Annotated in this window: 19 protein-coding genes and 1 tRNA gene; 15 read left to right on the top strand and 5 right to left on the bottom strand. The window is 60.0% G+C overall.

Annotation, left to right across the window (positions count from 1 at the left end; all coding sequences use genetic code 11):
- Window positions 1-143 precede the first annotated feature (143 nt).
- The 5 genes from M9924_16135 to M9924_16115 all read left to right on the top strand — a co-directional run bounded on the left by M9924_16135 (window position 144) and on the right by M9924_16115 (window position 4,791).
- Window positions 144-1,493, top strand: coding sequence for a hypothetical protein (locus M9924_16135; GenBank protein MCO5065927.1), 1,350 nt, complete (start codon window positions 144-146; stop codon window positions 1,491-1,493).
- Window positions 1,490-2,767: a glycosyltransferase gene (locus M9924_16130; protein ID MCO5065926.1), complete on the top strand. Its 1,278-nt coding sequence runs from the start codon at window positions 1,490-1,492 to the stop codon at window positions 2,765-2,767. Before M9924_16135 ends, M9924_16130 begins: the two co-directional genes overlap by 4 nt.
- Before the next feature lie 4 nt (window positions 2,768-2,771).
- Window positions 2,772-3,782, top strand: coding sequence for an efflux RND transporter periplasmic adaptor subunit (locus M9924_16125; GenBank protein MCO5065925.1), 1,011 nt, complete (start codon window positions 2,772-2,774; stop codon window positions 3,780-3,782).
- A 118-nt stretch (window positions 3,783-3,900) separates the two neighbouring features.
- Window positions 3,901-4,347, top strand: coding sequence for a MarR family transcriptional regulator (locus M9924_16120; protein ID MCO5065924.1), 447 nt, complete (start codon window positions 3,901-3,903; stop codon window positions 4,345-4,347).
- A gap of 42 nt (window positions 4,348-4,389) precedes the next feature.
- A complete protein-coding gene (locus M9924_16115; GenBank protein MCO5065923.1) occupies window positions 4,390-4,791 on the top strand; it encodes a DUF1398 domain-containing protein in 402 nt (133 codons plus the stop codon).
- Between the two features lie 523 nt (window positions 4,792-5,314).
- Here M9924_16115 and M9924_16110 read toward each other — a convergent pair.
- Together M9924_16110 and M9924_16105 are read right to left on the bottom strand one after the other, a co-directional pair.
- On the bottom strand, window positions 5,315-5,857 hold the full coding sequence (locus M9924_16110) for a hypothetical protein (protein MCO5065922.1): 543 nt from the start codon (window positions 5,855-5,857) through the stop codon (window positions 5,315-5,317).
- Between the two features lie 663 nt (window positions 5,858-6,520).
- Window positions 6,521-6,610: transfer RNA gene (locus M9924_16105), tRNA-Ser, on the bottom strand.
- A gap of 149 nt (window positions 6,611-6,759) precedes the next feature.
- Here M9924_16105 and M9924_16100 point away from each other — a divergent pair.
- From M9924_16100 to M9924_16060, 9 genes are all read left to right on the top strand, one after another.
- Complete coding sequence (locus tag M9924_16100; GenBank protein MCO5065921.1) at window positions 6,760-8,223, top strand: amidohydrolase family protein; 1,464 nt, start codon at window positions 6,760-6,762, stop codon at window positions 8,221-8,223.
- Between the two features lie 62 nt (window positions 8,224-8,285).
- Entirely contained in the window at window positions 8,286-9,059 is a 774-nt protein-coding gene (locus M9924_16095) for a hypothetical protein (GenBank protein MCO5065920.1), read from the top strand.
- Between the two features lie 186 nt (window positions 9,060-9,245).
- On the top strand, window positions 9,246-10,463 hold the full coding sequence (locus M9924_16090; protein MCO5065919.1) for a septal ring lytic transglycosylase RlpA family protein: 1,218 nt from the start codon (window positions 9,246-9,248) through the stop codon (window positions 10,461-10,463).
- A 19-nt stretch (window positions 10,464-10,482) separates the two neighbouring features.
- Window positions 10,483-11,646, top strand: coding sequence for a D-alanyl-D-alanine carboxypeptidase (locus M9924_16085; GenBank protein ID MCO5065918.1), 1,164 nt, complete (start codon window positions 10,483-10,485; stop codon window positions 11,644-11,646).
- 67 nt (window positions 11,647-11,713) lie between these two features.
- Complete coding sequence (gene tmk, locus M9924_16080) at window positions 11,714-12,382, top strand: dTMP kinase (GenBank protein ID MCO5065917.1); 669 nt, start codon at window positions 11,714-11,716, stop codon at window positions 12,380-12,382.
- Window positions 12,383-12,390: 8 nt separating this feature from the next.
- Window positions 12,391-13,449, top strand: coding sequence for a DNA polymerase III subunit delta' (locus M9924_16075; protein MCO5065916.1), 1,059 nt, complete (start codon window positions 12,391-12,393; stop codon window positions 13,447-13,449).
- A gap of 78 nt (window positions 13,450-13,527) precedes the next feature.
- Window positions 13,528-15,072, top strand: a complete 1,545-nt coding sequence (metG, locus tag M9924_16070; protein ID MCO5065915.1) for a methionine--tRNA ligase — start codon at window positions 13,528-13,530, stop codon at window positions 15,070-15,072.
- Window positions 15,073-15,074: 2 nt separating this feature from the next.
- Entirely contained in the window at window positions 15,075-15,866 is a 792-nt protein-coding gene (locus M9924_16065) for a TatD family hydrolase (GenBank protein ID MCO5065914.1), read from the top strand.
- Complete coding sequence (locus M9924_16060) at window positions 15,863-16,681, top strand: MBL fold metallo-hydrolase (protein ID MCO5065913.1); 819 nt, start codon at window positions 15,863-15,865, stop codon at window positions 16,679-16,681. The genes M9924_16065 and M9924_16060 overlap by 4 nt, the downstream gene beginning before the upstream one ends.
- A gap of 26 nt (window positions 16,682-16,707) precedes the next feature.
- On the opposite strand, the gene M9924_16055 is transcribed toward M9924_16060, so the two are convergent.
- Window positions 16,708-17,241 (bottom strand): hypothetical protein, encoded by a 534-nt coding sequence (locus M9924_16055; GenBank protein MCO5065912.1) that lies wholly within the window; start codon window positions 17,239-17,241, stop codon window positions 16,708-16,710.
- Between the two features lie 207 nt (window positions 17,242-17,448).
- Between M9924_16055 and M9924_16050 the strand changes: the two genes are divergently transcribed.
- Window positions 17,449-18,816 carry a UDP-N-acetylglucosamine-peptide N-acetylglucosaminyltransferase gene (locus M9924_16050; GenBank protein ID MCO5065911.1) on the top strand — a complete coding sequence of 456 codons (1,368 nt, stop codon included), beginning with the start codon at window positions 17,449-17,451 and terminating at the stop codon, window positions 18,814-18,816.
- Window positions 18,817-19,186: 370 nt separating this feature from the next.
- Here the strand turns inward: M9924_16050 and M9924_16045 are convergent, their stop codons facing one another.
- Together M9924_16045 and M9924_16040 are read right to left on the bottom strand one after the other, a co-directional pair.
- Entirely contained in the window at window positions 19,187-20,497 is a 1,311-nt protein-coding gene (locus tag M9924_16045; GenBank protein MCO5065910.1) for a replication-associated recombination protein A, read from the bottom strand.
- Window positions 20,498-20,500: 3 nt separating this feature from the next.
- Entirely contained in the window at window positions 20,501-21,946 is a 1,446-nt protein-coding gene (locus M9924_16040) for a DegQ family serine endoprotease (GenBank protein MCO5065909.1), read from the bottom strand.
- Window positions 21,947-22,049 lie beyond the last annotated feature (103 nt).

Genomic DNA, 22,049 nt, shown 5'->3' with positions numbered 1-22,049 from the left:
TAATTATATAAAATGAAATGCATTAACCATACAATACTATATATAGATCATTCGATCTACGTCGGATAAGATGTTTTCTTAAGTATCGTGTGTGTAATAAGTACATATAGGTAAGAAAAAACAGAAGAAACTAGGGGGTTGAAATGGTGGTGGGTGTGGCCGCGGCGGCGGGGCTGTCCACTGCTGTTCCAGTTGTTGGGCAAGAAGATATTACCCAGCATATCTGCGAGTTCTGGCAGTCCTTCGGCCTGTTCGAAAGGCCAAGGGTGGAATGGTATCCGAGGACCAATCTGGCAATACAGCCGCTTCTTGAGCAGATCTTCGACGTCTCGCACGACGGCAAGATCGATGGCGTCATCCTGGCCGGCGGCGCCGGTGGCGATCTGCACAAGCTGCGCGACGCGATCGGCGTCAATCTGGTGCCTGTGATCGAAGTGGGGACCGGCGCAGGCGATTTCGCGGATGTTCGGTTTGATCCGCTCGACCGCGAGACGTGGGTAAAGACGGCCAACTGCATCCTTGATTTTCGCCAGCGCAGGCAGCGGATCGAACTCGCTTTGCGGGAGGATCACGGGCCTGAAATCGAACTCATAGCGCACATGTTCGTTTCCGGGCGTTCTCTTACGGCGCACCGGTTGGTCTCGACTTCAGAGGCTGTCTGCTATCCGGGCTTTCCCTCGGCTCCCGTGACGGTGCCGATGGCCGAGGCGATGGCGCGACGCGGCCTGCTTCAGCGTGTCTTTTTCGACCGCATGCACGAATGCGGAACATGCAAATCGCGCCGGCTGTCCGTGCGCGAGGAATGTCCGAAATGCCGCTCGGCAAATTTGCGCGAAGTTTCCCTGGTGCATCACTATCGCTGCGCGGCTCTGGAACCGGAAGACGCCTTCCGACAAGGCAGCGCATTGGTATGCCCGAAATGCAGCGGCCAACTTCGAAACTATGGCAAGGATTACGACAAGCCGGGGCAGGTCCAGCTTTGCCAGTCATGCTCCAGCACGACCTCTGAACCCGAAATCGGCTTCATCTGCCTGGATTGCGATGGACGCACGGATGGCGCGAGCATCGGTCGTTTCGACATCTATTCCTACACGTTGACGGAGGCTGCCATCGTAATGCTGAACCGGCGCGTTCAAAGGACGATGGCAGCGCATTTTCCTGCATCTCTCACGAGCGAAATCGAGCGCAGGCACGAGTCACGGCCCACAATCGTGCAAGTCACGTACCGCAATCGGGACGAGTTGATCGGGAATGGCGGCACACTGCACTTCGAGAAGCTGCGCACGCTGTTTCTGGAATGCCTGTCCAACGGATTGGGCCAGCTTGCCAGCGTACATATCGGGGAGCGCGACGACTACCTGCTGCTGAACCGTCGCGACCGGCAAATGGCCGATGTCTTGAAGCAGGAGATCAGGGCGGCAGAAGCAATTCTTTCGGATTTGCTTGGCCCAGCGCTGCAACTGGTCGGCACCAACGGGCGGACCCAAGATTGAACGATATCGAGCTGGGATTTGCTTTTCTCTTCGCCCAGACCACTTCGAGTTTGGTGGTAATCTTCTGGTATACGGTGATATTCGAGATCCCGCGCTATATCCTGCCATTCGTTGCGGCGGCGTTGACGATGCGCGACCGGCCCGAGGAAGAAGAGCAAAAGGCAAAGATCCTCAGGGCATTTCCCTCAGTCAGCATCATTCTGATCGGTCATAACGAAGAGGATGCGCTGGAAGCCTGTGTGCGCTCGCTCGGTGAGCAATCCTTCAGCCGGTTCGAAATCGTGATTGTCAGCGACGGGTCGACCGACCGTATGTCGAGCGTAGCGCGATCGCTGGTGGCCCGTGGACTGGCGACGAAAATTGTCACCACGGATCTGCGCGGCGGCAAGTCGAGCGGAATCAATCTGGCCTGCAAGTCGGCGAATGGTGAAATCCTCATCAATGTCGATTGCGACTGTTCCTTCGACCGCTATGCGGTGGAGCGCTTGCTCGAACCGTTCGATGACCCAAGCGTTGCAGCGGTATGTGGGGACATAGCCCCGCGAAACGGCAATGCGAGCTTGATCTCGCAGATACAGGAAATCGAATACCTCCAGTCGATCTCGGTCGGCAAGCGCATCGCCAATGCGGTCGATCAGGTGGTGTGCGCGTCAGGTGCGTTCAGCGCTTTCCGTCGCACTGCGCTTGAATCCGTGCGCGGCTTCGATGTGGGCGGCGGCGAGGACCTCGATACGACCATACGCCTGCGCTGCAAGGGATGGCGCATTGTCTATGCGCCGGGGGCGATCTGCTATACCGACGTGCCGACATCGGCGTTCCAGTACATCCGGCAGCGCCTGCGCTGGGAGCGCGACGCGGTCTGGATCAGGTTCCGCAAGCACAGGCGGCTGCTCAATCCGTTCAATTCCGGCTACCGGGCATCGGAAGTGATCCATCAGTGGGATTTCCTGCTGTTCAACGTAGTGGGCGCGATATTTTTCCCGCTCTATGTTCTCTGGCTCTTCCTTTCCTTCGGTTCGTTTGCCGTCGCCATTCTGATAGGCATGCAGATTGGTCTGCTGGCGCTCGACGTCGCAGTTCTCGCCATTGGCGCCTGGACCACGGGGCGGCCTGTATTCTGGCGAAATCTGCCGTTCCTGCCGGGCTATGCCGCGTTCATGAGCTTTGTGATGCGACCTGTTCGGTTGCTGGCCTATATCGATGAATGGGCGCTGCGCGGTTCGCATCGTGACAATTACACTCCGTCGAAAGTTCGGCTGGAGCGCCCCTGGTGACACCATGAAAAAGCTTCGCAGCGCCCCGCGCGCAGACAATCTCGGCAAGCAGCAGCGCGCAGCTTCAGCGAAGTGGGGCCGCCTGGTCTATCTCGGCATGATCGGGGCGTTCTGTGCCTCGCTCCTTTACTACCTGTTCGGCGCGATTTTCGTCCTTTCGGCAGATGGCATCGTGCTGACAGGAATGAGGGCGGTTGACGCAAGCTATACGGGCAAGATCGTCGAGGTTTATGTGCAGGAAGGAGATCACGTTGAGGAGGGGACGCCGCTCCTCAAGCTCGAATCCTTCGAGATGGTGAAGGAAATTGCCGAGCTTGCGCTTCGTGACGGTGAGCTTGCGGTGCGCGAAAGCCAGTTGCGCGGCCAGTTGGACGTTGTCGATGCGATAGCGCCGCTGGCGGAGCGCAATGCGAAGGAATCGACGAAGACTGTCACGAGTTTCGACAAGGTATCGAGTCGCGGGGTGATCTCAGTCCTTTCACGCGACAGCGCGCTTCAGAGCAGCTTCGCCGCCGCGCAGAAGATGGCGGAACTGACAGCACAGAAAGCGTCGGCACAGGATGAGCTGGCGCAGGTCGCAAAATCGCGTGACACTTCTCGAGAGGCGATGGAAAGGCTGGAGGCGATTTTCGATGACGGCAACATCCGTGCCAGCGGCGCAGGCGTGATTGGCGTGAAGGTGCCCGTACCGGGGCAGGTGGTGCAACCGGGCGACGAACTGCTGCAGATCAATGGCGGCAATATCTACATTCTGGCCTACCTGCCGGACGAATACATGTTTCCCATCCGCAAAGGCATGGTGGTGAACCTGCGCAGCGGTGGAGAGACCGCCAAAGGCTACATCGACAGCGTGCTTGCCGTCGCGGACGCACTGCCGGCGGAGTTTCAAAACCTTTTCCGCCCGCGCGACCGCTCGCGTCTCTTCCGTGTCGTGCTGTCTTCGCCAAACCCGTTTGCAGTGACCCAGAAAGTCACGGTCACGGGTTGCGCTTTCGGGTTTTGCTGGGCGGGGTAGTGCAGGGCACTACGTCATAAGAGACCGGCTTCGATCTGAGCGTAAAATCACCAGAACCTGAATGCAGTTGACTAGGAAACCAGATTGATGTAGTTTCCTAGTGAACGAAAGGATAGCCATGGCCTCCGGTCTGACCGATCACACAGGTTTCTGGATGCGCATGGTGTCGAATGCCGTGTCGCAGGAATTTGCCAGAAAGGTCATGGCCGAAGGGGTCACCGTGGCGGAATGGTCGTTCATGCGGGTGCTTTACGATATGGACTCCACACCTCCGTCCGTTCTGGCTGACAAGATGGGCATGACAAAGGGGGCAATCAGCAAGCTTGCGGACAGACTGCTGGCAAAGCGTTTGATTGAGAAGTCAGGAAATCCGCAGGACAAGCGTGCGCACAGCCTGTCCCTGACGGAGGAGGGGCGGTCCAAGGTTCCGGCGCTTGCTTTGCTTGCCGATGAAAATGATGCCGAGTTCTTCGGCGTGCTGACGAAGGATGAGCGCGAAGCGCTCGATCTTATCCTGAAGGCGCTTGCCGAACGGCGCGGGCTCAAGACGACCCCGGTGGACTGAACCCGCCGGTTCAATTCAAAATCAACCTGAAAGGAAACCGCTATGGACGCGGAACGCATTTCTATTGCCGAAACTTGCCTGAATGGCGCCCATGACGGCAGCCTGAGCTTTCCGCAGATTGTCGGCAAGCTGATCGCCGCCGGCTTCGAGGGTTACGCCGTCGACTATCGCTGCAACGCCCAGACCTACTATCTGCCGGATGGCGACAGCATTGTGCTGAACATGAAGCCATCCGCCGGCAGCGTTGCCGCCGCCTTCGACGCTGGAGAAATCGAGCGTCTGGTGCGATGGGCGCAAGCGAATCCGGCAGACTACAGCTACATCGCCTTCAGCGAGAAGGCGAAGCTCGCCGGTTGCGCCGGATACATCGTCTCGTTTCTCGGCCGCCGCGTCGTCTATTTCGGCCGCACCGCGGAAACCCACGTTGAATACTTCCCGAAGTAGAGGGCCCCGCGCGGTAATAGTGAAACCGATATTCGGATCTGGCCTGCCGGCTGGAACGGCGAGGCGGTAGCACGCTGTAGCCGACCGGTGCTATAGAAACGTCAATTGAGATCCTCTTCATGTCGCGCAGCGCTCTCCGACTTAGGATCAAGTAATATTCTTGCGTGCGCGACAGTTTTCCAGCGGCCGCCGGCAGCTTTGAACTTAATATTAAGTGTTCCGGGTTTCTCGATGTTAAGAACGGGTAAAAGCAATGGGGCGAATGCAGCTCCTATTCCACTTGGACTCAGAGTGCCTTGTGCTTCAAATTTCTCTGAATTAAAAGATCCTCTGAGTTCAAAGGCGCACGCGGATTTATCCGTATTTCGGACCTGAAGAACTAGGGTAAATCTGACTTGTGATGGAAAAGTCCGAACGTGAATAACTTCATTATATGCCCCCACAAAGATGTACTTTCCATTGTCTTCCTGTCTAACTAGGTCGCAAAGGAAGCCGAATTCTGCGTTATATGAAGGTTTGGGTATCATGCAGGCTCCTTAAGCCGCACGGTTACAGGTAAGCCGGTGCTAGTTGGGGAATCGAACTTGGAAACGATGTCTATGCCAGCCGGCTTCGGCTTAGTGACAATGGGAACGTCGAGGTAGTGCGGGCGAGTATCGTTCCTTCGTGCTTTCTTCAATGGATAGTCAAGGGTGTACGCCAACCGCGCTCCCGAGGTGGCCCATAATAGTTCGGCAACTGTATCAAGCGTCCAGTTTCCAGGCGCTCCGAGCAGCTTTGAAAGGCGTCCTTGATCCATATCGTTGAGCTTCATAGCCAATTGCTTTTGGCTAAGTCCGCTCTTTCTAAATTCAGTGTGCACAGCATTGAAAGCTGAAAGGCGATTTCGTGTCTTGATGTACGAAAGATCTACTCCACTGATCATGTCGACTTTAGTCGGATCAGACAACGGAATACGGTTCTGAAAGGTAATCTTTAAGTTCGATTCCTTTAACTGGGAGGTATTTCCCAAAGATCCTTTGCCACTCTGATATACATTCTTGGATTTTTTCGGACCACTGCTCATCAAAATTCTCCCTGAAGTCCCATGTGAGCGCGATGAATACATCTTTCTCGGCAAACGCTCCTAGAACCCGTGCACCTGGTTTTGGGTCTAAGCATCTCATATCCCAAATGTCATACTGCGGATCCGAACTGTCGACGCGCGCCATTCTGCATGAACTCGACTTGCTATAAGGGTCCATCCCAACCGTAATGACTCCGCCTTCTATAAAGTCATCGAGTATTGCGGCAGCAACACTGCCTAAACGCGCCAGATGTGAATCACCCACATTCCCGAACGCAAATTCGGCAACTTCTCTTGAAACATATGCAAATCTGGGGGTTTCTTCTCCAAAAAAAGGCCGATTCAACGACGAACAGTTCGCGCTTTAGGTTTCGAAGTATCACATCGTGAATTGACATATAAGTCAACTCACGAGTTAATCAATGAGTTAAGAAATATTGATTCCATGTCTTACATCATGTCGCGTCGAGGAGCCGTGCGCCAGTTCCATCTATGGCTATGGCTAGTCCGAAATCCGCGGGCGAATGATTATTCCCCCGAATGCCGCGTGCCGCCTTGCGCCCTCCTGCCCTCTCGTGCGCTGTCGTGCGAGGGATGGCGTTAGGAGCGAGGACTTACAAAACCAAATTCGTTTATGTATTTCAATCTGTTATCTCTGATAGCTGGCGGAAGAGGTGGGATTCGAACCCACGGTGAACTTGCGCCCACGCCGGTTTTCAAGACCGGTGCCTTAAACCGCTCGGCCACTCTTCCAACTGATGGGTTGGCTGCTCGAACGCCGCTTATAGGCGGTTGCGGCGCGGCGTCAACATGCAGTTGTTCTGAAGCAAAAAGAGATCGACAGAAGGCAGGCCAGCTTGCATATCGTGGCTGCGATAGCGGCTGCCAGGAGAGGAACCACGATGTTTGAATGTGCCGAGACAGGTTCCGACAAGCAAGCCGCGCCCACATGCCTTTGCCACAGCCCCGCCTTCGCCCGGCTGAATTCCTTCATCGAGCGGAAATTCTCGCGGCGGTCGTTTCTCACAGGCGCGACATCCGTGCTTGCCGGCGCGGCGCTTTGGCCGGCAAGCGCGACTGCCGCCATTCCGGATGCGCCCGCCACGCCGGTCGCCTTCACCAACATCCGGCTTTTCGACGGCAAGTCGGGCAAGCTGGTGGATGGGCGGCGCGTTGTGGTGGAGGGCCGCAAGATCAAGGCGGTCGAGCCGGATGCGCAGCCGCTCGCGGCTGGCGTCCATGTCATCGACGGCGGGGGCCGCACTCTGATGCCCGGCCTGATCGACGCGCATTGGCACGCGATGATGGCGGCCATGCCGATGCTCGACCTGATGACCGCCGACATCGGATACATAAATCTCGCGGCGGCGGAGGAGGCGCGCAAGACGCTGATGCGCGGGTTCACCAGCATTCGCGATCTTGCCGGTCCCGCATTCGGCCTGAAACGCGCCATCGACAGCGGGTTGACGCCGGGTCCGCGCATCTTGCCCTCGGGCGCAATGATTTCGCAGACCAGCGGGCACGGCGACTTCCGCCTGCCTTACGAGGTTCCTGCCCAGCCGGACGCGCCGCTGAGCCGTGGCGAGACCGCGGGGGCGGGCATGATCGCGGACGGTCCCGACCAGGTCATGAAGCGCGTGCGCGAGCAGCTCATGCTCGGGGCCAGCCAGGTCAAGCTCGCCGCCGGGGGAGGGGTGGCGTCAAGCTACGATCCCATCGATGTCAGCCAGTACACAGAGGGCGAGTTTCGCGCCGCAGTCGATTGCGCGGAAAACTGGGGAACCTATGTCACCGTCCACGCCTATACTTCGCGCGCCATTCAGATCGCCATTCGCGGCGGCGTCCGGTGCATCGAGCACGGCCAGCTCATGGACGAGGAAACGGCGAAGATCATGGCCGACAAGGGCATCTGGTTTTCCTCGCAGGCGTTCATCGACAACCAATATGCGAACACCTATCCCGAAGGCTCCGAAAACCGCGCCAAGCAGAGGATCATGTTTGCCGGAACGGACACGGCATTCGGGCTTGCGAAGAAATACAATCTGAAAACCGCATGGGGCACCGATATCCTCTTTGCGCCCGCCATGACGCGCAACCAGAACGCCATCCTGACCGAGATGACGCGCTGGTATGCCAATGATGAAGTGCTCATCATGGCGACCGGCACGAATGCCGAGCTTCTGGCGATGTCCGGCCCGCGCAATCCCTATCAGGGCAAGGTTGGTGTCATCGAAGCGGATGCGTTCGCCGATATCCTCATTGTCGACGGCGACCCGCTCGCCGATCTCAAGCTGATTGCCGACCCTGAGAAGAACCTGAAACTTATCATGAAGGACGGTCGCATCTACAAGGACACGCTGGCGTGACCGCCGTCAACGCAACCGACCGGAGGGACGGAACCGTGACAAGATATCTTGCTGCCATCGCCCTGTTCCTCTGTACGGCGCATCCGGCACGCGCGGCTGACCCGACTGCGGCCCCGCCCGCCGAGGCCGAGCGCGCGACATGGGCGTTGCAGGTCACGCCCTATATGTGGGCAACGGGCATCAAGGGCGACATCTCGCCCTTTCAGCGCGCGCCCACCATCGGCACCGAGAAGTCCTTTTCCGATATCATGGACGATCTCAATTTCGGCGGCTTCCTGAACATCTGGGGCCGCTATGACCGTTTCGTGTTCTCGGGCGACGTGATGTATGTCGACACGACCGACAGCAAGGTTTTCGGCCTGCCGCCTGTTCCCTTTCCGGTGCCGCCCGGCGCGCGGATCAATGCAGCCGTCGACACCACGCAGTTTACGGCGACGCTTCAGGCGGGTTACCGCCTGCTGGATACGGAACAGTTCACATTCGACCTGCTCGGCGGCGCGCGCTTCTGGCATATCTCCAACGATGTGACGGTGAGCGCCCTGGGCAGGTCGGCCAGCTATGGCGAGAGCTTCGGCTGGACCGATCCGCTGATCGGTGCGCGAGCCTTCGTCGGCCTGACGGAGCATCTTTCGCTACAGGCGCAGGCCGATGTCGGCGGGTTCGGAGCGGGTTCGGACCTCACATGGTCAGTGCTCGGAACCGTGAACTACACCTTCACCGACCATCTGTCGCTTTCTGCCGGATACAAGGTGCTCGATGTCGACTATGACGACGACGGCTACGTGTTCGACACGCGCATGAGCGGCCCGGTGCTCGGCATGACATATCGCTTCTAGACCGAGCGGCATTTGTCCACAGAGCCGCGAAGAAGGCAATTTGCCACAATCTTGCCCATTTCCGGACATAATCGATTAAACGGCCGCTAATTAAATCTGGATAAACAGATGGAGCGGCGTCGAGGGGCTGCGTTCTTTCCGGGGCGTTCGTCCTGTCCGATCAATGACGCAGGGGATGCGCCAACGATGCCTTACCAGACGCGGCTTCGCCACGCCTCAGTCATCGCCGTCATAACCGCCTCCGCTGCGCTGCTCGCAGCCTGCACGAGTTCCGATACGACTGTCCGTTCAGCGGTCGCGAAGAAGCCCACCAAGGAATATTTCTCCGAAGCCGAATATGGCGTGAAGGCCAGTCCGCTCGTTTCGACGGACCGGACGCGCCTTAAACGCGGCGGTGGTCGCGATCAGGTCGGAAAACCCTATCAGATCAAGGGGAAGTGGTATTATCCTAAAGACGTCAACAGCTACAGCAAGCTGGGCGCGGCTTCCTGGTACGGGGATGCATTTCACGGACGCCTGACCGCCAATGGCGAAATCTACGACATGACGCATCTGACCGCCGCGCATCCGACGCTGCCGCTTCCGAGCTATGCGCGCGTCACCAACACGAAGAACGGCGCGTCGGTGATCGTCAGGGTCAACGATCGTGGGCCATATGCCAATAACCGCATCATCGACATGTCGCGCCGCGCCGCCGAAATGCTCGACTATGTGCATTCCGGCACGGCCAGCGTGAAGGTCGAATATATCGGCCGCGCTCCGCTCGACGGCAATGACGACGCGTTCCTGATGGCCTCCTATCGTCCGGGCAACAAGGCTCCCGATCCGTCCGACGGCCTTCCGACCGGCGTGATGATTGCCATGAACGGAACGACGCCATCCGGCGCTGCCGCTGCGCCATTCCCCGGCGTGCTGGCGAATGCCCAACCCGAACCCCCATTGCCCATCATCACCACCGCTTCCATGGACGGCTTCGACACCGGCGCGCCCGCAGCGCTCCAGCTCGCTCTGCCTGAGCTTGGCCCGATCGTCACCAATCGCCCGGACGAGGGCACGGTTACGGTAGCGGCACTTTCACTTTCCTATGCTTCGGGCGACGACCGCGCGAATGCCCCGATAGCGGCGGCTTTCGGAACGGCAAACGGAGCCTGGAAGTCTGGCGCGGCTGCCGACAGCGACGTTGACTATGTGATGGTCGGCTCGTTCCATGACGAGGCCGAGGCACGGCGTCTCGAAAAGGCGCTTTCGGCCTATGGGCGCACGGAGATGCACTCCACCGTCGACGAAACAGGCGTGCGCTGGTTCGCGCTCGACCTCTATCCAGATGGCCGCGCCGCGCCGGACGCCATGCTTGAGGCCGCCTGGTCGCTCGGCGCAGAAGACGCGATGACCGTTCGGTTCTGACGCGGGCGCGGATTTCCACATGCGAAGCAGAAGCATCGTCAGTGCCGCGCTGGTCTTGCTGCTTGCGCTGGCCTTTCCGGCCTATGCCCAGCTTTTCGAGACCAAGGCCCAGCAGGCGTTCATGATCGACGCCGAGTCCGGCACGGTGCTGATCTCGAAAAACGCGGACCAGCCCGCGCCGCCCGCCTCGCTTGCGAAGCTGATGACCATGGAGGTGGTTTTCGATGCCATCGCCAACGGCAAGGCGACGCTGAACAACACCTACAAGGTCAGCGAATATGCATGGCGTACGGGCGGCGCGCCCTCGCGCACCTCGACCATGTTCGCTGCTCTGAAGTCGGAGATTCGGCTCGAGGATTTGATACAGGGCGTCATTGTGCAGTCCGCCAATGACGGCTGCATCATCATCGCGGAAGGCATGGCGGGGTCCGAACCCGCCTTTGTCACGCGCATGAACGAACGGGCAAGGGCGCTCGGCATGTCCCGTTCGGTGTTCGTGAACTCCACCGGCCTTCCGGCTGAGGGGCAGGTCGTCACCATGCGGGAACTCGTCCTGCTGGCCAGCCATATCTGGCGCGATTATCCGCAATTCTACAAATATTACAGCCAGCCGGAATTCACCTGGAACAAGATCACCCAGCGCAACCGCAATCCGCTGCTTGCGCTTGGCATCGGCGCGGACGGGCTCGGCACCGGCTACACCGAAGAATCGGGCTATGCCTTTGTCGGTTCGGCACAGCGCGACGGGCGGCGACTGTTCGTTGCGCTCGGCGGCCTTGCTTCCGAAAAGGAGCGCGCGGAGGAAGCGCGCCGGATCGTCGAATGGGGCATGAGCGCCTTCGACCGCGCCCCGCTTTTCGCCGCAGATGCGGTGGTGGGGCAAGCCAAGGTGTTCGGCGGCGACAAAGCCACCGTGCCATTAAAGGCCAAGGGCGCAATCTCGATCTTCCTGCCGCAGGAAAATCGCGGCAAGGTGATTGCGCGTGTCGTGTATCACGGCCCGATAAAGGCGCCGATTGCCAAGGGGACGCCTGTCGGTTCGCTGAAAGTCTGGATCGGCAATGAAGTCGCGCAGGAAACGCCGCTGTTTGCCGGGGAGGACGTGGGCAAGGGCACATTGAGCCAGCGCGCCCGCAGCGCCGTCGAAGAGCTTGCCGTGGGCTGGCTGCGCGATTTCCTGTGACGCTTTTCATTGTGCATGCGCCGCGCCCGCTCTAAGTAAGGCTTCACTGGAAGCTTTGGATAAGGCATTGGCGCGCGGTTTCTTCATCACATTCGAGGGCGGCGAAGGCGCGGGCAAATCCACCCAGATCGAGCGCCTTGCCGGGAAACTGCGCGAAAAGGGCTACCGGGTTCTCGTGACGCGCGAGCCGGGCGGCTCGCCGGGAGCGGAGGCGGTACGGCATGTGCTGCTTTCCGGCGCGGCGGAGGAGTTCGGGCCGGAAATGGAGGCGCTGCTGTTCGCGGCGGCGCGGTCCGACCATGTCGAACAGGTGATCCGGCCTGCGGTCGAAAGCGGCATGATCGTGCTGTGCGACCGCTTTATCGATTCCTCGCGCGTCTATCAGGGCGTCACCGGCAATATCGAACCGGGCCTGATGGATGCAATCGAACGCGTCGCCATCAACGGCATGATGCCGGACCTTTCCCTGTTTCTCGATCTCGACGCCGAAACCGGGTTGCGCCGCGCCGCATCGCGCCGTGCCGAAGGGGAGGGGGCCGACCGTTTCGAAAAGGAAAACGTCGCAATTCACGAGCAGCGCAGGCACGCCTATCTCGACATCGCCGCGGCTGAACCGGAGCGCTGCAAGGTGATCGATGCGGGCAAGAACGCCGATGAGGTCGAGCTTGAGATTGCATCGCAGGTGTTCGAAGCGCTTGAAACGCACTTTGCGCCGCAGCCGACCGAGCAGGCATGAAGGCCGCCATGGAAGAACGCCTCGCCCCCGAACAGCACGACACGCTCAGCGGCATTCCCGAGCCGTCCGAGACCGCGAACCTCGTCGGCCATGTCGAGGCGCAGCACATGCTGCTTGCCGCGCAAAGGGCAGGGCGGTTGCCGCACGCGATCCTGCTCGCCGGACCGCAAGGCATAGGCAAGGCGACCTTTGCCTTCGCCTTCGCCCGCCATCTGCTTTCGCCCGCCGCGCCGCCCGACAACGGCCTGTTCAATACGGTCGGGCCTGAAACGCCCTTGTTCCGCCAGATCGCGAGCGGCGCGCATCCGGCGGTGCTGCATCTGACGCGACCGGCCAATGATCGCACCAAGGGGTTCAAGACCGTACTGTCGGTCGACGAGATACGCCGCATCGGGCGCTTCCTTTCCCTGACATCGGGCGACGGCTCATGGCGCATCGTCATTGTCGATCCGGCGGACGACATGCGCGCCGCCGCCGCGAACGCGCTCCTGAAGAATCTCGAAGAACCTCCGGCGCGCACGATCTTCATCCTGATTGCGCACTCGCCGGGTGCGCTCTTGCCGACCATCCGTTCGCGCTGCCAGGTGTTGCGGCTGTCGCCGCTGGACGACGGCGCGTTGCGGCAGGTTCTCGGCAATGTCGGCGAACTGCCCGACGAGGAGCCGGTGCGCGCCGCGCTCGTCGCGCGTGCGGGCGGCAGCGCGCGCTCGGCAATAGTCCTCCAGCAATATGGCGGCGTGGAAATAGCCACGGCGCTCGACCGATTGGCGACCGGCCCGACCGACATCGCCGCCTCGCATCGTCTGGCCGATGCGGTCAGCGGTCGCGACAACGCGATCCAGCTCGACGTTTTCAACGAGCGCGCGCTGGAGCTTTTGGCGGGCGCTGCCTCGGACGCGGCTCAGGCGGGCGACACGGGCCGCGCAAAAAAGCTGTCAGACGCTTGGCATCTGGCGCGGATAGCTATATCCGAGACGGCAACCTATAATCTCGACCAGAAGCAGCACGCGTTGACCATGATCAGCCGCCTCAACAACGTCCTCAGGCCGCAAATTGGCCGAATGTGACGCTGGCCCCGCGCCGGTTCCCGCCTGCGCGCTGAGAAAAGTCAATCCGAAAAGACATTCCTGAGAGTTGACCGCGCCATGTCACGCGAGACATTTTACATAACCACGCCGATTTTCTATCCCAACGGCAGGCCGCATATCGGCCACGCCTATACGGACATCGCCACCGATGTGCTTGCCCGTTTCCAGCGCCTTGACGGAAAGGACGTGTTCTTCCTGAGCGGCACGGACGAGCACGGCCTCAAGATGAAGCAGAATGCGGATGCGCTCGGCATCACGCCGCGCGAGCTTGCCGACCGCAACTCCGCGATCTTCAAGGACATGCTGGTCAAACTCGGCTGTTCCAACGACCAGTTCATCCGCACCACCGAGCCGCGCCATTATCGCTCCTGCCAGGCGATCTGGGAGAAGATGGCCGCCAATGGCGACATCTATCTCGACGGCTATTCGGGCTGGTATTCGGTGCGCCAGGAAGCCTATTTCGACGAGAAGGAAACCACGGTCGGTGAGGACGGCGTGCGCCGCGAGCCGCTTGGTTCGCCCGTCGAATGGAACGAGGAACAGACCTATTTCTTCCGCCTGTCGGCCTATCAGGACAGATTGCTGGCCTATTACGACGCCCATCCGGACTTCATCGGTCCTGCCGAGCGCCGCAACGAGATCATCAGCTTCGTCAGATCGGGTTTGCGTGACCTGTCCATCTCCCGCTCGACCTTCGACTGGGGCGTGCCGGTGCCGGGCGATCCAAAGCATGTCATGTATGTCTGGGTCGACGCGCTAACCAACTACATCACCGGGGCGGGCTACCCGGACACGGACAGTTCGCAATGGCGCTACTGGCCAGCGCTGCACATTGTCGGCAAGGACATCGTGCGCTTCCACGCGGTCTACTGGCCGGCATTCCTGATGTCAGCCGGCATCGAACTGCCGAAGCGCGTCTATGCGCACGGCTTCCTGTTCAATCGCGGGGAGAAAATGTCGAAATCGGTTGGCAATGTCGTCGATCCTTTCGAACTGGTGGACAAATACGGGTTGGATCAGGTCCGCTATTTCTTCATGCGCGAGGTGCCGTTCGGGCAGGACGGCAGCTACAGCCACGACGCCATCGTCAACCGCACCAATGCCGACCTCGCCAACGATCTCGGCAATCTCGCGCAGCGTTCGCTTTCGATGATCGCCAAGAATTGCAACGCAGCGGTCCCGAACAAGGGCGCATTGGCGGAGGCGGACAGGGCGATCCTCGATCAGGCAGGGGCGGCGCTGGAAAATGCGCGCCTCGCCATGCAAGACCAGTCGATCAATGTCGCACTGGCCGGCATTTTCGCCGTGGTCGCGGAGGCAAACCGCTATTTCGCCGCGCAGGAGCCATGGGCGCTGAAAAAGACCGATCCGGCCCGCATGGAAACGGTGCTCTACACCACCGCGGAGGTGCTGCGCCGCGTCGGCGTGATGTGCCAGCCGTTCATTCCGGGGTCTGCGGCCAAGCTGCTCGACCTTCTGGCGGTAGCCGGGGATGAGCGCGGCTTCGCGCATCTTTCCGACGCCCATGCGCTGAAATCGGGGACGCCGCTGCCCGCGCCGCAGCCGGTATTTCCGCGCTATGTGGAGAAGGAAGACGCCTGAGCATGCTGGTCGACAGTCATTGCCATCTGGACTTCCCGGACTTTGCCGAGGAGCGCGCGGCCATCGTTGCGCGCGCTAAGGCGGCGGGCGTGCACACGCTGGTCACGATCTCAACGCGCGTGCGCCGCTTCGACGAAATCAGGGCAATTGCCGAAGCCTTTGACGACGTGTTTTGCTCGGTCGGCACCCATCCGCACAATGCAGGCGAAGAGCGCGGCATCGGCGTGGACGAGCTGGTTCAACTGGCGGAGCATCCGAAGGTGGTCGCCATCGGCGAGGCGGGGCTGGACTACCACTACGACAAGGCGCCGCGCGCCGATCAGGCCGCAGGTTTTCGCACCCATATCGCGGCCAGCCGGATCACCGGCCTGCCGCTGGTGATCCATGCGCGCGAAGCCGACGACGACATTGCCGCCATCCTTGAGGACGAAATGGGGAAGGGTCCTTTCCCCTTCCTCCTTCATTGTTTTTCGTCGGGCAGGGCGCTTGCCCTGAAAGGCGTCGAGCTTGGCGGCTACGTCTCCTTTTCGGGGATCCTGACTTTCAGGAATTCCGGCGACATCCGCGAGATCGCGAAGGAGATCCCGCATGATCGCCTGCTGGTCGAAACGGATGCGCCCTATCTCGCCCCGCCACCCTATCGCGGCAAGCGTAACGAACCGGCTTATGTGGTGAATACAGCCGCCGTTCTCGCGGAAACGATCGGCGTCAGCGCCGAGCACGTCGCGCGGCTCACCACCGACAATTTCTTCCGGCTGTTTTCCCGCGCGGTGCGTCCGGTGGAGGTCCTGTGACCGACACTCTGCGCCTGACGATTCTGGGATGCGGGTCTTCGCCCGGCGTGCCGCGTGTCACCGGCGATTGGGGTCGATGCGATCCAGCGAATCCAAGAAATCGTCGCCGCCGCGCCGCCGCGCTGGTTGAGCGCATCGGCGAACAGAGAACGACGACCGTGGTTGTCGACACCGGACCGGACTTTCGCGAACAGATGCTGATGGCGTCTGTCCAGCACATCGATGCGGTCGTCTATACCCATGCCCATGCGGACCATATCCATGGCATCGACGATCTCAGAAGCTACGTGATCGAACAGCAGCAACTGATTGATATCTATGCTGACCGTACTGCGCTCTACCGCCTGCGCGAAGGGTTCGGCTATTGTTTTGAGACACCGGACGGCAGTTCTTATCCGCCAATCGTCAAGGCGCATCTGATCGACCACCGCAAGACGGTGGAGATTCGCGGCGACGGTGGTGTTCTGCGGTTCGAACCGCTGCCGCAGATCCATGGCGACATCGTTTCACTGGGGTTCCGCATCGGAAATCTTGCCTATTGCTCCGACGTTTCGGCATTTCCCGATGCGACCGCGCAGCGGCTTCAGGGGCTGGAATGGCTCGTCATCGATGCGCTTCAATACAGGCCTCATCCGAGCCATTTCAGCTTGAACGAAGCTCTGGACTGGATCGCGCGCCTGAAACCGCGCCACGCTGCGCTGACGCACATGCATGTGCCGCTCGACTATGAAACGGTGCTTGCGGAGACGCCGGAAAACGTCGAGCCGGCCTATGACGGCATGGTCATCGAAATCCCCCTGACAGACGGCCCCTGACGATCAAACCGACTTTGTCGAGTTAGCTATTGCTGATATAAGCGATTGCTCGTATTCGTGCGGTTTCGATCAGCGAATACGGTTGTCGACGTGGAATGTTGAAAGACCGCAGCAAACCAACAGTTCAAGCCATCGATCCTGCGCCGCAGCTTCTGGGGCCGGTCCTGGAGCTTTACGGCAAAGGCGAGTATGCGCAGGTGGAAGCCGATGCGGCAGTGTTGGCGCAGAAGTTTCCAAATTCCTTTGTGCTCTGCTCGCTCCTTGGTTCGGTCTTCACCATTTTCAATAAGCACGCGGAGGCGGAGCGATACATTCGCCGCGCAATAGCGCTTCGGCCGCGCGATGCTACGGCTCATCACAACCTTGGTGTGTTCCTGCAAACGCGAGGCGAGCTTAATGAAGCTCTCTCGGCGCTTGACCGAGCGATCTCGATCGACAGGAAACTTGCGCTTTCGCATCTCTATCGCGGCGCTGTCCTTTACGAGCAAGGAAAGCTGGATGATGCAATCGCTGCCTACAATCGGGCAATCGCAATGCAACCCGATTTCGCGCAGGCGCATCAGCACCTGGGAGGACTGTATTATATTAAGGGCGATGAAGACGCTGCGTTCGCCGCGTTTTCCGAGGCAGTTCGCTTAAGGCCCGAATTGGCCGAGGCGCATCATCAAATTGGTACAATCCTGTTTCGCCGGGGGGATTTCACAGGATCGCTACAGGCATTCGAGCGCGCAGCCGCTGCTGATCCAAAGCTGATGGATGCGGCAGCGATGAAGTTCCACGTGCATGCCCATATGTGCGATTTCAGAGCCAACGCAAATATATCCGTTGGCCTCGATGTGTTGCCCTGGTCGGCGCTGACACTGGAAGATGAACCGGAACATCAGTTGCAACGATCGGCGCTGCTCTGGAAGAAGGGCACTGCTCGTATCAAGCCCTTGCCTCTTCCCGCCCGAACGCGCCCGGATTGGGCACGGGTCCGGGTAGGGTACTTTTCCTCGGATTTCCATGAACATGCGACGATGTTCCTGATGTCCGGCCTGTTTCGCGAACACGACAGATCGCGCTTCGACATCTTTGCCTACAGCTATGGAACGAACCGGGACGGACAGTATCTTCAACTGATGCGCCGACAGGTCACCGCGTTCCGCGACGTGCAGGCCTCGTCAGACCAGGAGATTGTCCAGTTCGCCCGCGCCGACGATCTCGACATCGCCATCGACCTCAAGGGATATACCTCCGACGAACGGTCGCGATTGTTCCGCTATCGGCTTGCGCCTGTCCAGATCAACTATCTCGGCTATCCCGGTTCGCTTGGCGCCGACGAGATCGAATATATCATCGCCGACCCGACGCTCATCACACCGGAACTGAGGCAATTCTATTCGGAACGGGTGATCTATCTTCCACACAGCTACCAGCCCAACGACAACTGGCGCGGCGTTTCTGGAAGAAGCACCACACGAGCGGAACATGGCCTGCCGAACGGCGCATTCGTGTTCTGCTGCTTCAACAAGTCCTACAAGATCAGTGTGCGTGAATTCGATATATGGATGCGGCTTCTCCGCAGAGTTCCGGGCAGCGTTCTTTGGCTGATCCGCACCAATCCGCATGCCGAACAGAACCTGCGCAAGGAAGCGATGGCGCGCGGCATCGATCCGGCACGTCTGGTTTTTGCGAACAAGATTGCGATTTCCGAGCATCTGGAGCGGCATCGACACGCCGACCTGTTCCTGGACACCTTCAATTGTAATGCCCACACCACCGCCAGCGATGCCTTGTGGGCCGGGCTTCCGATTTTGACCAAATCCGGACGGCAGTTTGCTGCACGGGTCGGCGCAAGCCTGCTGACTGCCGTGGGTCTGCCGCAGTTGATTGCGGAAACCGAGGAGGAATACGAACAGAAGGCGCTGGCGCTGGCGCTCCAGCCACGCGTCCTGAACGCGGCGAAGGCGCGGCTCGCGGCCAACCGATCATCATGTCCGCTTTTCGATACAGTGCGTTACACGCGCAATTTCGAGCAAGGCCTGCTGCTCGCCCATGAGCGATACAGGTCCGGCCAGAAGCCCGCCGATATCTTTGTACAGGATGCCGGCGATATTTCCCCAGCCAGAACGGTACAATCGTCAGTTCCATAATCTATCTTATGCGACTGACGTTTATGCAGCGGGGACTGTGTTTCCTCCCTCCCTCCGATCCCGCTGCCCAATCCCCGGTGCGTTGCAATCAGTGGCAATGCACGCTGCCTGTGCTGTTGTCCATGTGGCAGCACTGGCCGGGCGGTGACGATTTGCGGCAGCCACCGCCATGCGCGAAAGCGCTCGTGCACCCGAACGCAAAAGAAAGAAGAAGAACTGCTGTGAGTTTCATGGGTTTGCTCCTGACCCCCTTGATACGGGAACCCAGAAAACCAGAGAAACCTTACGTATGTTTATGGCTATCACACAACTTTAGATAATCATTTTAGGCAAAGCGAAGGGAAACGCGAACACCTGCCGAAATCCCAGCCTAAGACCCTCGCTCGACTCTCAGCCGTGCCCAATAGTCGAGGCGCTTGCGGATTTCGCGTTCGAAACCGCGATCGACTGGTTCGTAGAACGTCTGTCGCCCGAGGCGCTCGGGGAAATAATCCTGGCCTGAGAACGCATCCGGCTGGTCGTGGTCGTAGAGATAGCCCTTGCCGTAGTCCTCCTGCTTCATCAGCTTCGTCGGCGCGTTGAGAATGTGCTTCGGAGGCAGCAGCGATCCAAACTCCTTTGCGGCCTGCGTCGCGGCTTTGAAGGCGGTGTAGACCGCGTTGGACTTGGGCGCGGTCGCCAGATAAACGCAGGCTTCGGCCAGCGCGAGTTCGCCCTCCGGCGAACCCAGATAATCGTAGGCGTCCTTGGCGGCGTTTGCGATGACCAGCGCTTGCGGATCGGCCAATCCGATATCCTCCACGGCCATCCTGACCAGTCTGCGCCCGAGAAAAAGCGGGTCTTCGCCAGCGTCGAACATGCGCGCCAGATAATAGAGCGCTGCATCAGGGTCAGACCCGCGCACGGATTTGTGCAGCGCGGAGATCAGGTTGTAGTGGCCGTCCTGCCCCTTGTCATAGACTGGCGCACGTCGTTGAACAACATCCTGTAACTTGTTGGCATCGAATACTTCTTTTGGTTTCGCCGCGCGCCATATTTCTTCGGCCAGCGTCAGGGCGGCGCGCCCGTCTCCGTCGGCCATGCGTACCAGAACCGCCCTTGCCTCCGCGTCGAGCGGCAGTTCCCTGCTTTCGGCCTGCTCTGCCCGTTCCAGCAGCTTTCCAATGCTGGCTTCGTCCAGCGTGTGGAATGTCAGCACGCGGGCGCGCGACAGCAACGCGGCGTTGAGTTCGAATGACGGGTTCTCGGTCGTTGCGCCGACAAGGATGACCGTTCCGTCTTCCATCACCGGCAGGAACGAGTCCTGCTGGGCGCGATTGAAGCGATGGATCTCATCCACGAACAGCAATGTCTGGCGACCATTGGCGCGGCGCAGCCGCGCCGCCTCGAAAACCTTCTTCAGGTCAGCGACGCCCGAGAAGATCGCGGAAATCTGCTCGAAGGCAAGACCGGTTTCGCCAGCCAGCAGCCGCGCCACGGTTGTCTTGCCGGTGCCGGGCGGTCCCCAGAAGATCATCGATCCGATCGAACCGGAGACGATCATGCGGCTCAACACGCCCTCTTCTCCGGTCAGGTGCTCCTGCCCGACGACATCCGCAAGCGTCTGCGGGCGCAGCCGATCCGCCAGCGGACGCCCGGGCGGCTCCGGTTGCGCGCCTTGCGGATTGAAAAGGTCGGACATCGGTCAGAAGCGCATGGTCTGGCGCAGGGTGCGGCCGCCTCGCTCGATTGTGAAGCGCCACCAGCGCGTCGATTCCGAAGCGGCCTGCGCCAGGTCGGTCGGTTCACCGATCTCGGTTCCATTGACCTCGCGAACGATGTCGCCGGGGCGAATGCCGATTCGCGCAGCGGCGGAATTGCGGTCGAGATCTACGACAGCAACACCTTCGACATCCCGTGGAATCCGCATTTTTGCAGCCAACTGCGGCGTGAGTGACGCAACGGTCGCACCCGCAAACGGACTGCCGCCGGTAATGGTCACACTGTCATCGCCTGCGCCCTCGGGCGTTTTCACCAGAACGACGGACACGTCCTGCCGCTGACCCTGCCGCAGGATGGTCAACTTGACGTTCGCGCCAATCATCTGCGTCGCCAACCGATAGCCGAGCGCGTCCACATGCTCGATGGGTGCGTCGTTGACGGCCAGAATTACATCGCCTGGCTTCAGCCCTGCCCCCTCCGCCGGTCCGCCCTGCTCCACCTTGGCGACGAGCGCGCCCGACGGACGGTCCATGCCCAGCGCTTCCGCGATCTGCGCCGTGACGGGTTCGAAACTCGCGCCGATATAAGGCCGCTCGAATTTGTCGGCGCCGCTGAATGCGGCTTGCATCACCGCGCGCACCATGTTGGACGGAATGGCGAAGCCGATCCCGATGGAGCCGCCGCTGCGGCTGAAAATCGCCGTATTGATGCCGATCAGTTGGCCTGACATGTTGATGAGTGCGCCGCCGGAATTGCCGGGATTGATCGCCGCGTCGGTCTGGATAAAGAATCCGAAATCCGAAACGCCGATATGCGACCGCGCCAGCGCCGAAACGATGCCGCTGGTCGTCGTCTGGCCGACGCCGAACGGATTGCCGATGGCAAGCACCAGATCGCCCACCTCAAGTGCATCCGAATCGCCGAGTTTCAGGGCAGGAAACGGGGTGGACGCCTCGATCTTCAGCACGGCCAGGTCGACTTCCTCGTCCTTGAGCAGGACCTTGCTTTCGAACTCCCGTCCGTCCGAGGTCGCGACCTTGATCTCGTCGGCGTCCCGGATCACATGGTAATTGGTGACGACGATCCCTTTCGGGTCGACCAGCACGCCGGAACCGAGCGAGGAGCGCGCGCGCGGCGGCACCTGCTGCAACCCGAAGAAGCGCTCGAAGAACGGATCGCCCATGAAGGGTGACTGGCTGGCCTCGACCTGCTTCGACGCATACACATTCACCACCGCAGGCGCGGTTTCCTTGACCAGGGGCGCGAAGGAAAGCTCGATCTGCGCGCGACCCGTCGGCATCCGTTTCTGGCCTGTGGGCGGGTTGACTTCGCTTCCGGGCGTGCCTCCGGTCCCCTGTGCATGCGCGACGGGCGCAAGCGCGGCGATGGCAAGTGCGACACCCATCGCAACCAGATCTCTGAAACGCATCGCGAATCCTCCTGCGGAGCAATCATTCTTGCGAAGAATTGTGAAATTGAAAGGTCGCGAAACGCCAAAGATGGGCGATGCGGACCTATGCCGCATCCCCTCT

Source organism: Rhizobiaceae bacterium, assembly GCA_023953835.1.
Lineage (GTDB): Bacteria > Pseudomonadota > Alphaproteobacteria > Rhizobiales > Rhizobiaceae > Mesorhizobium_G.
Note: the sequence above shows the minus strand (reverse complement) of the source record. Positions and strands in the feature narration are given on the sequence as shown.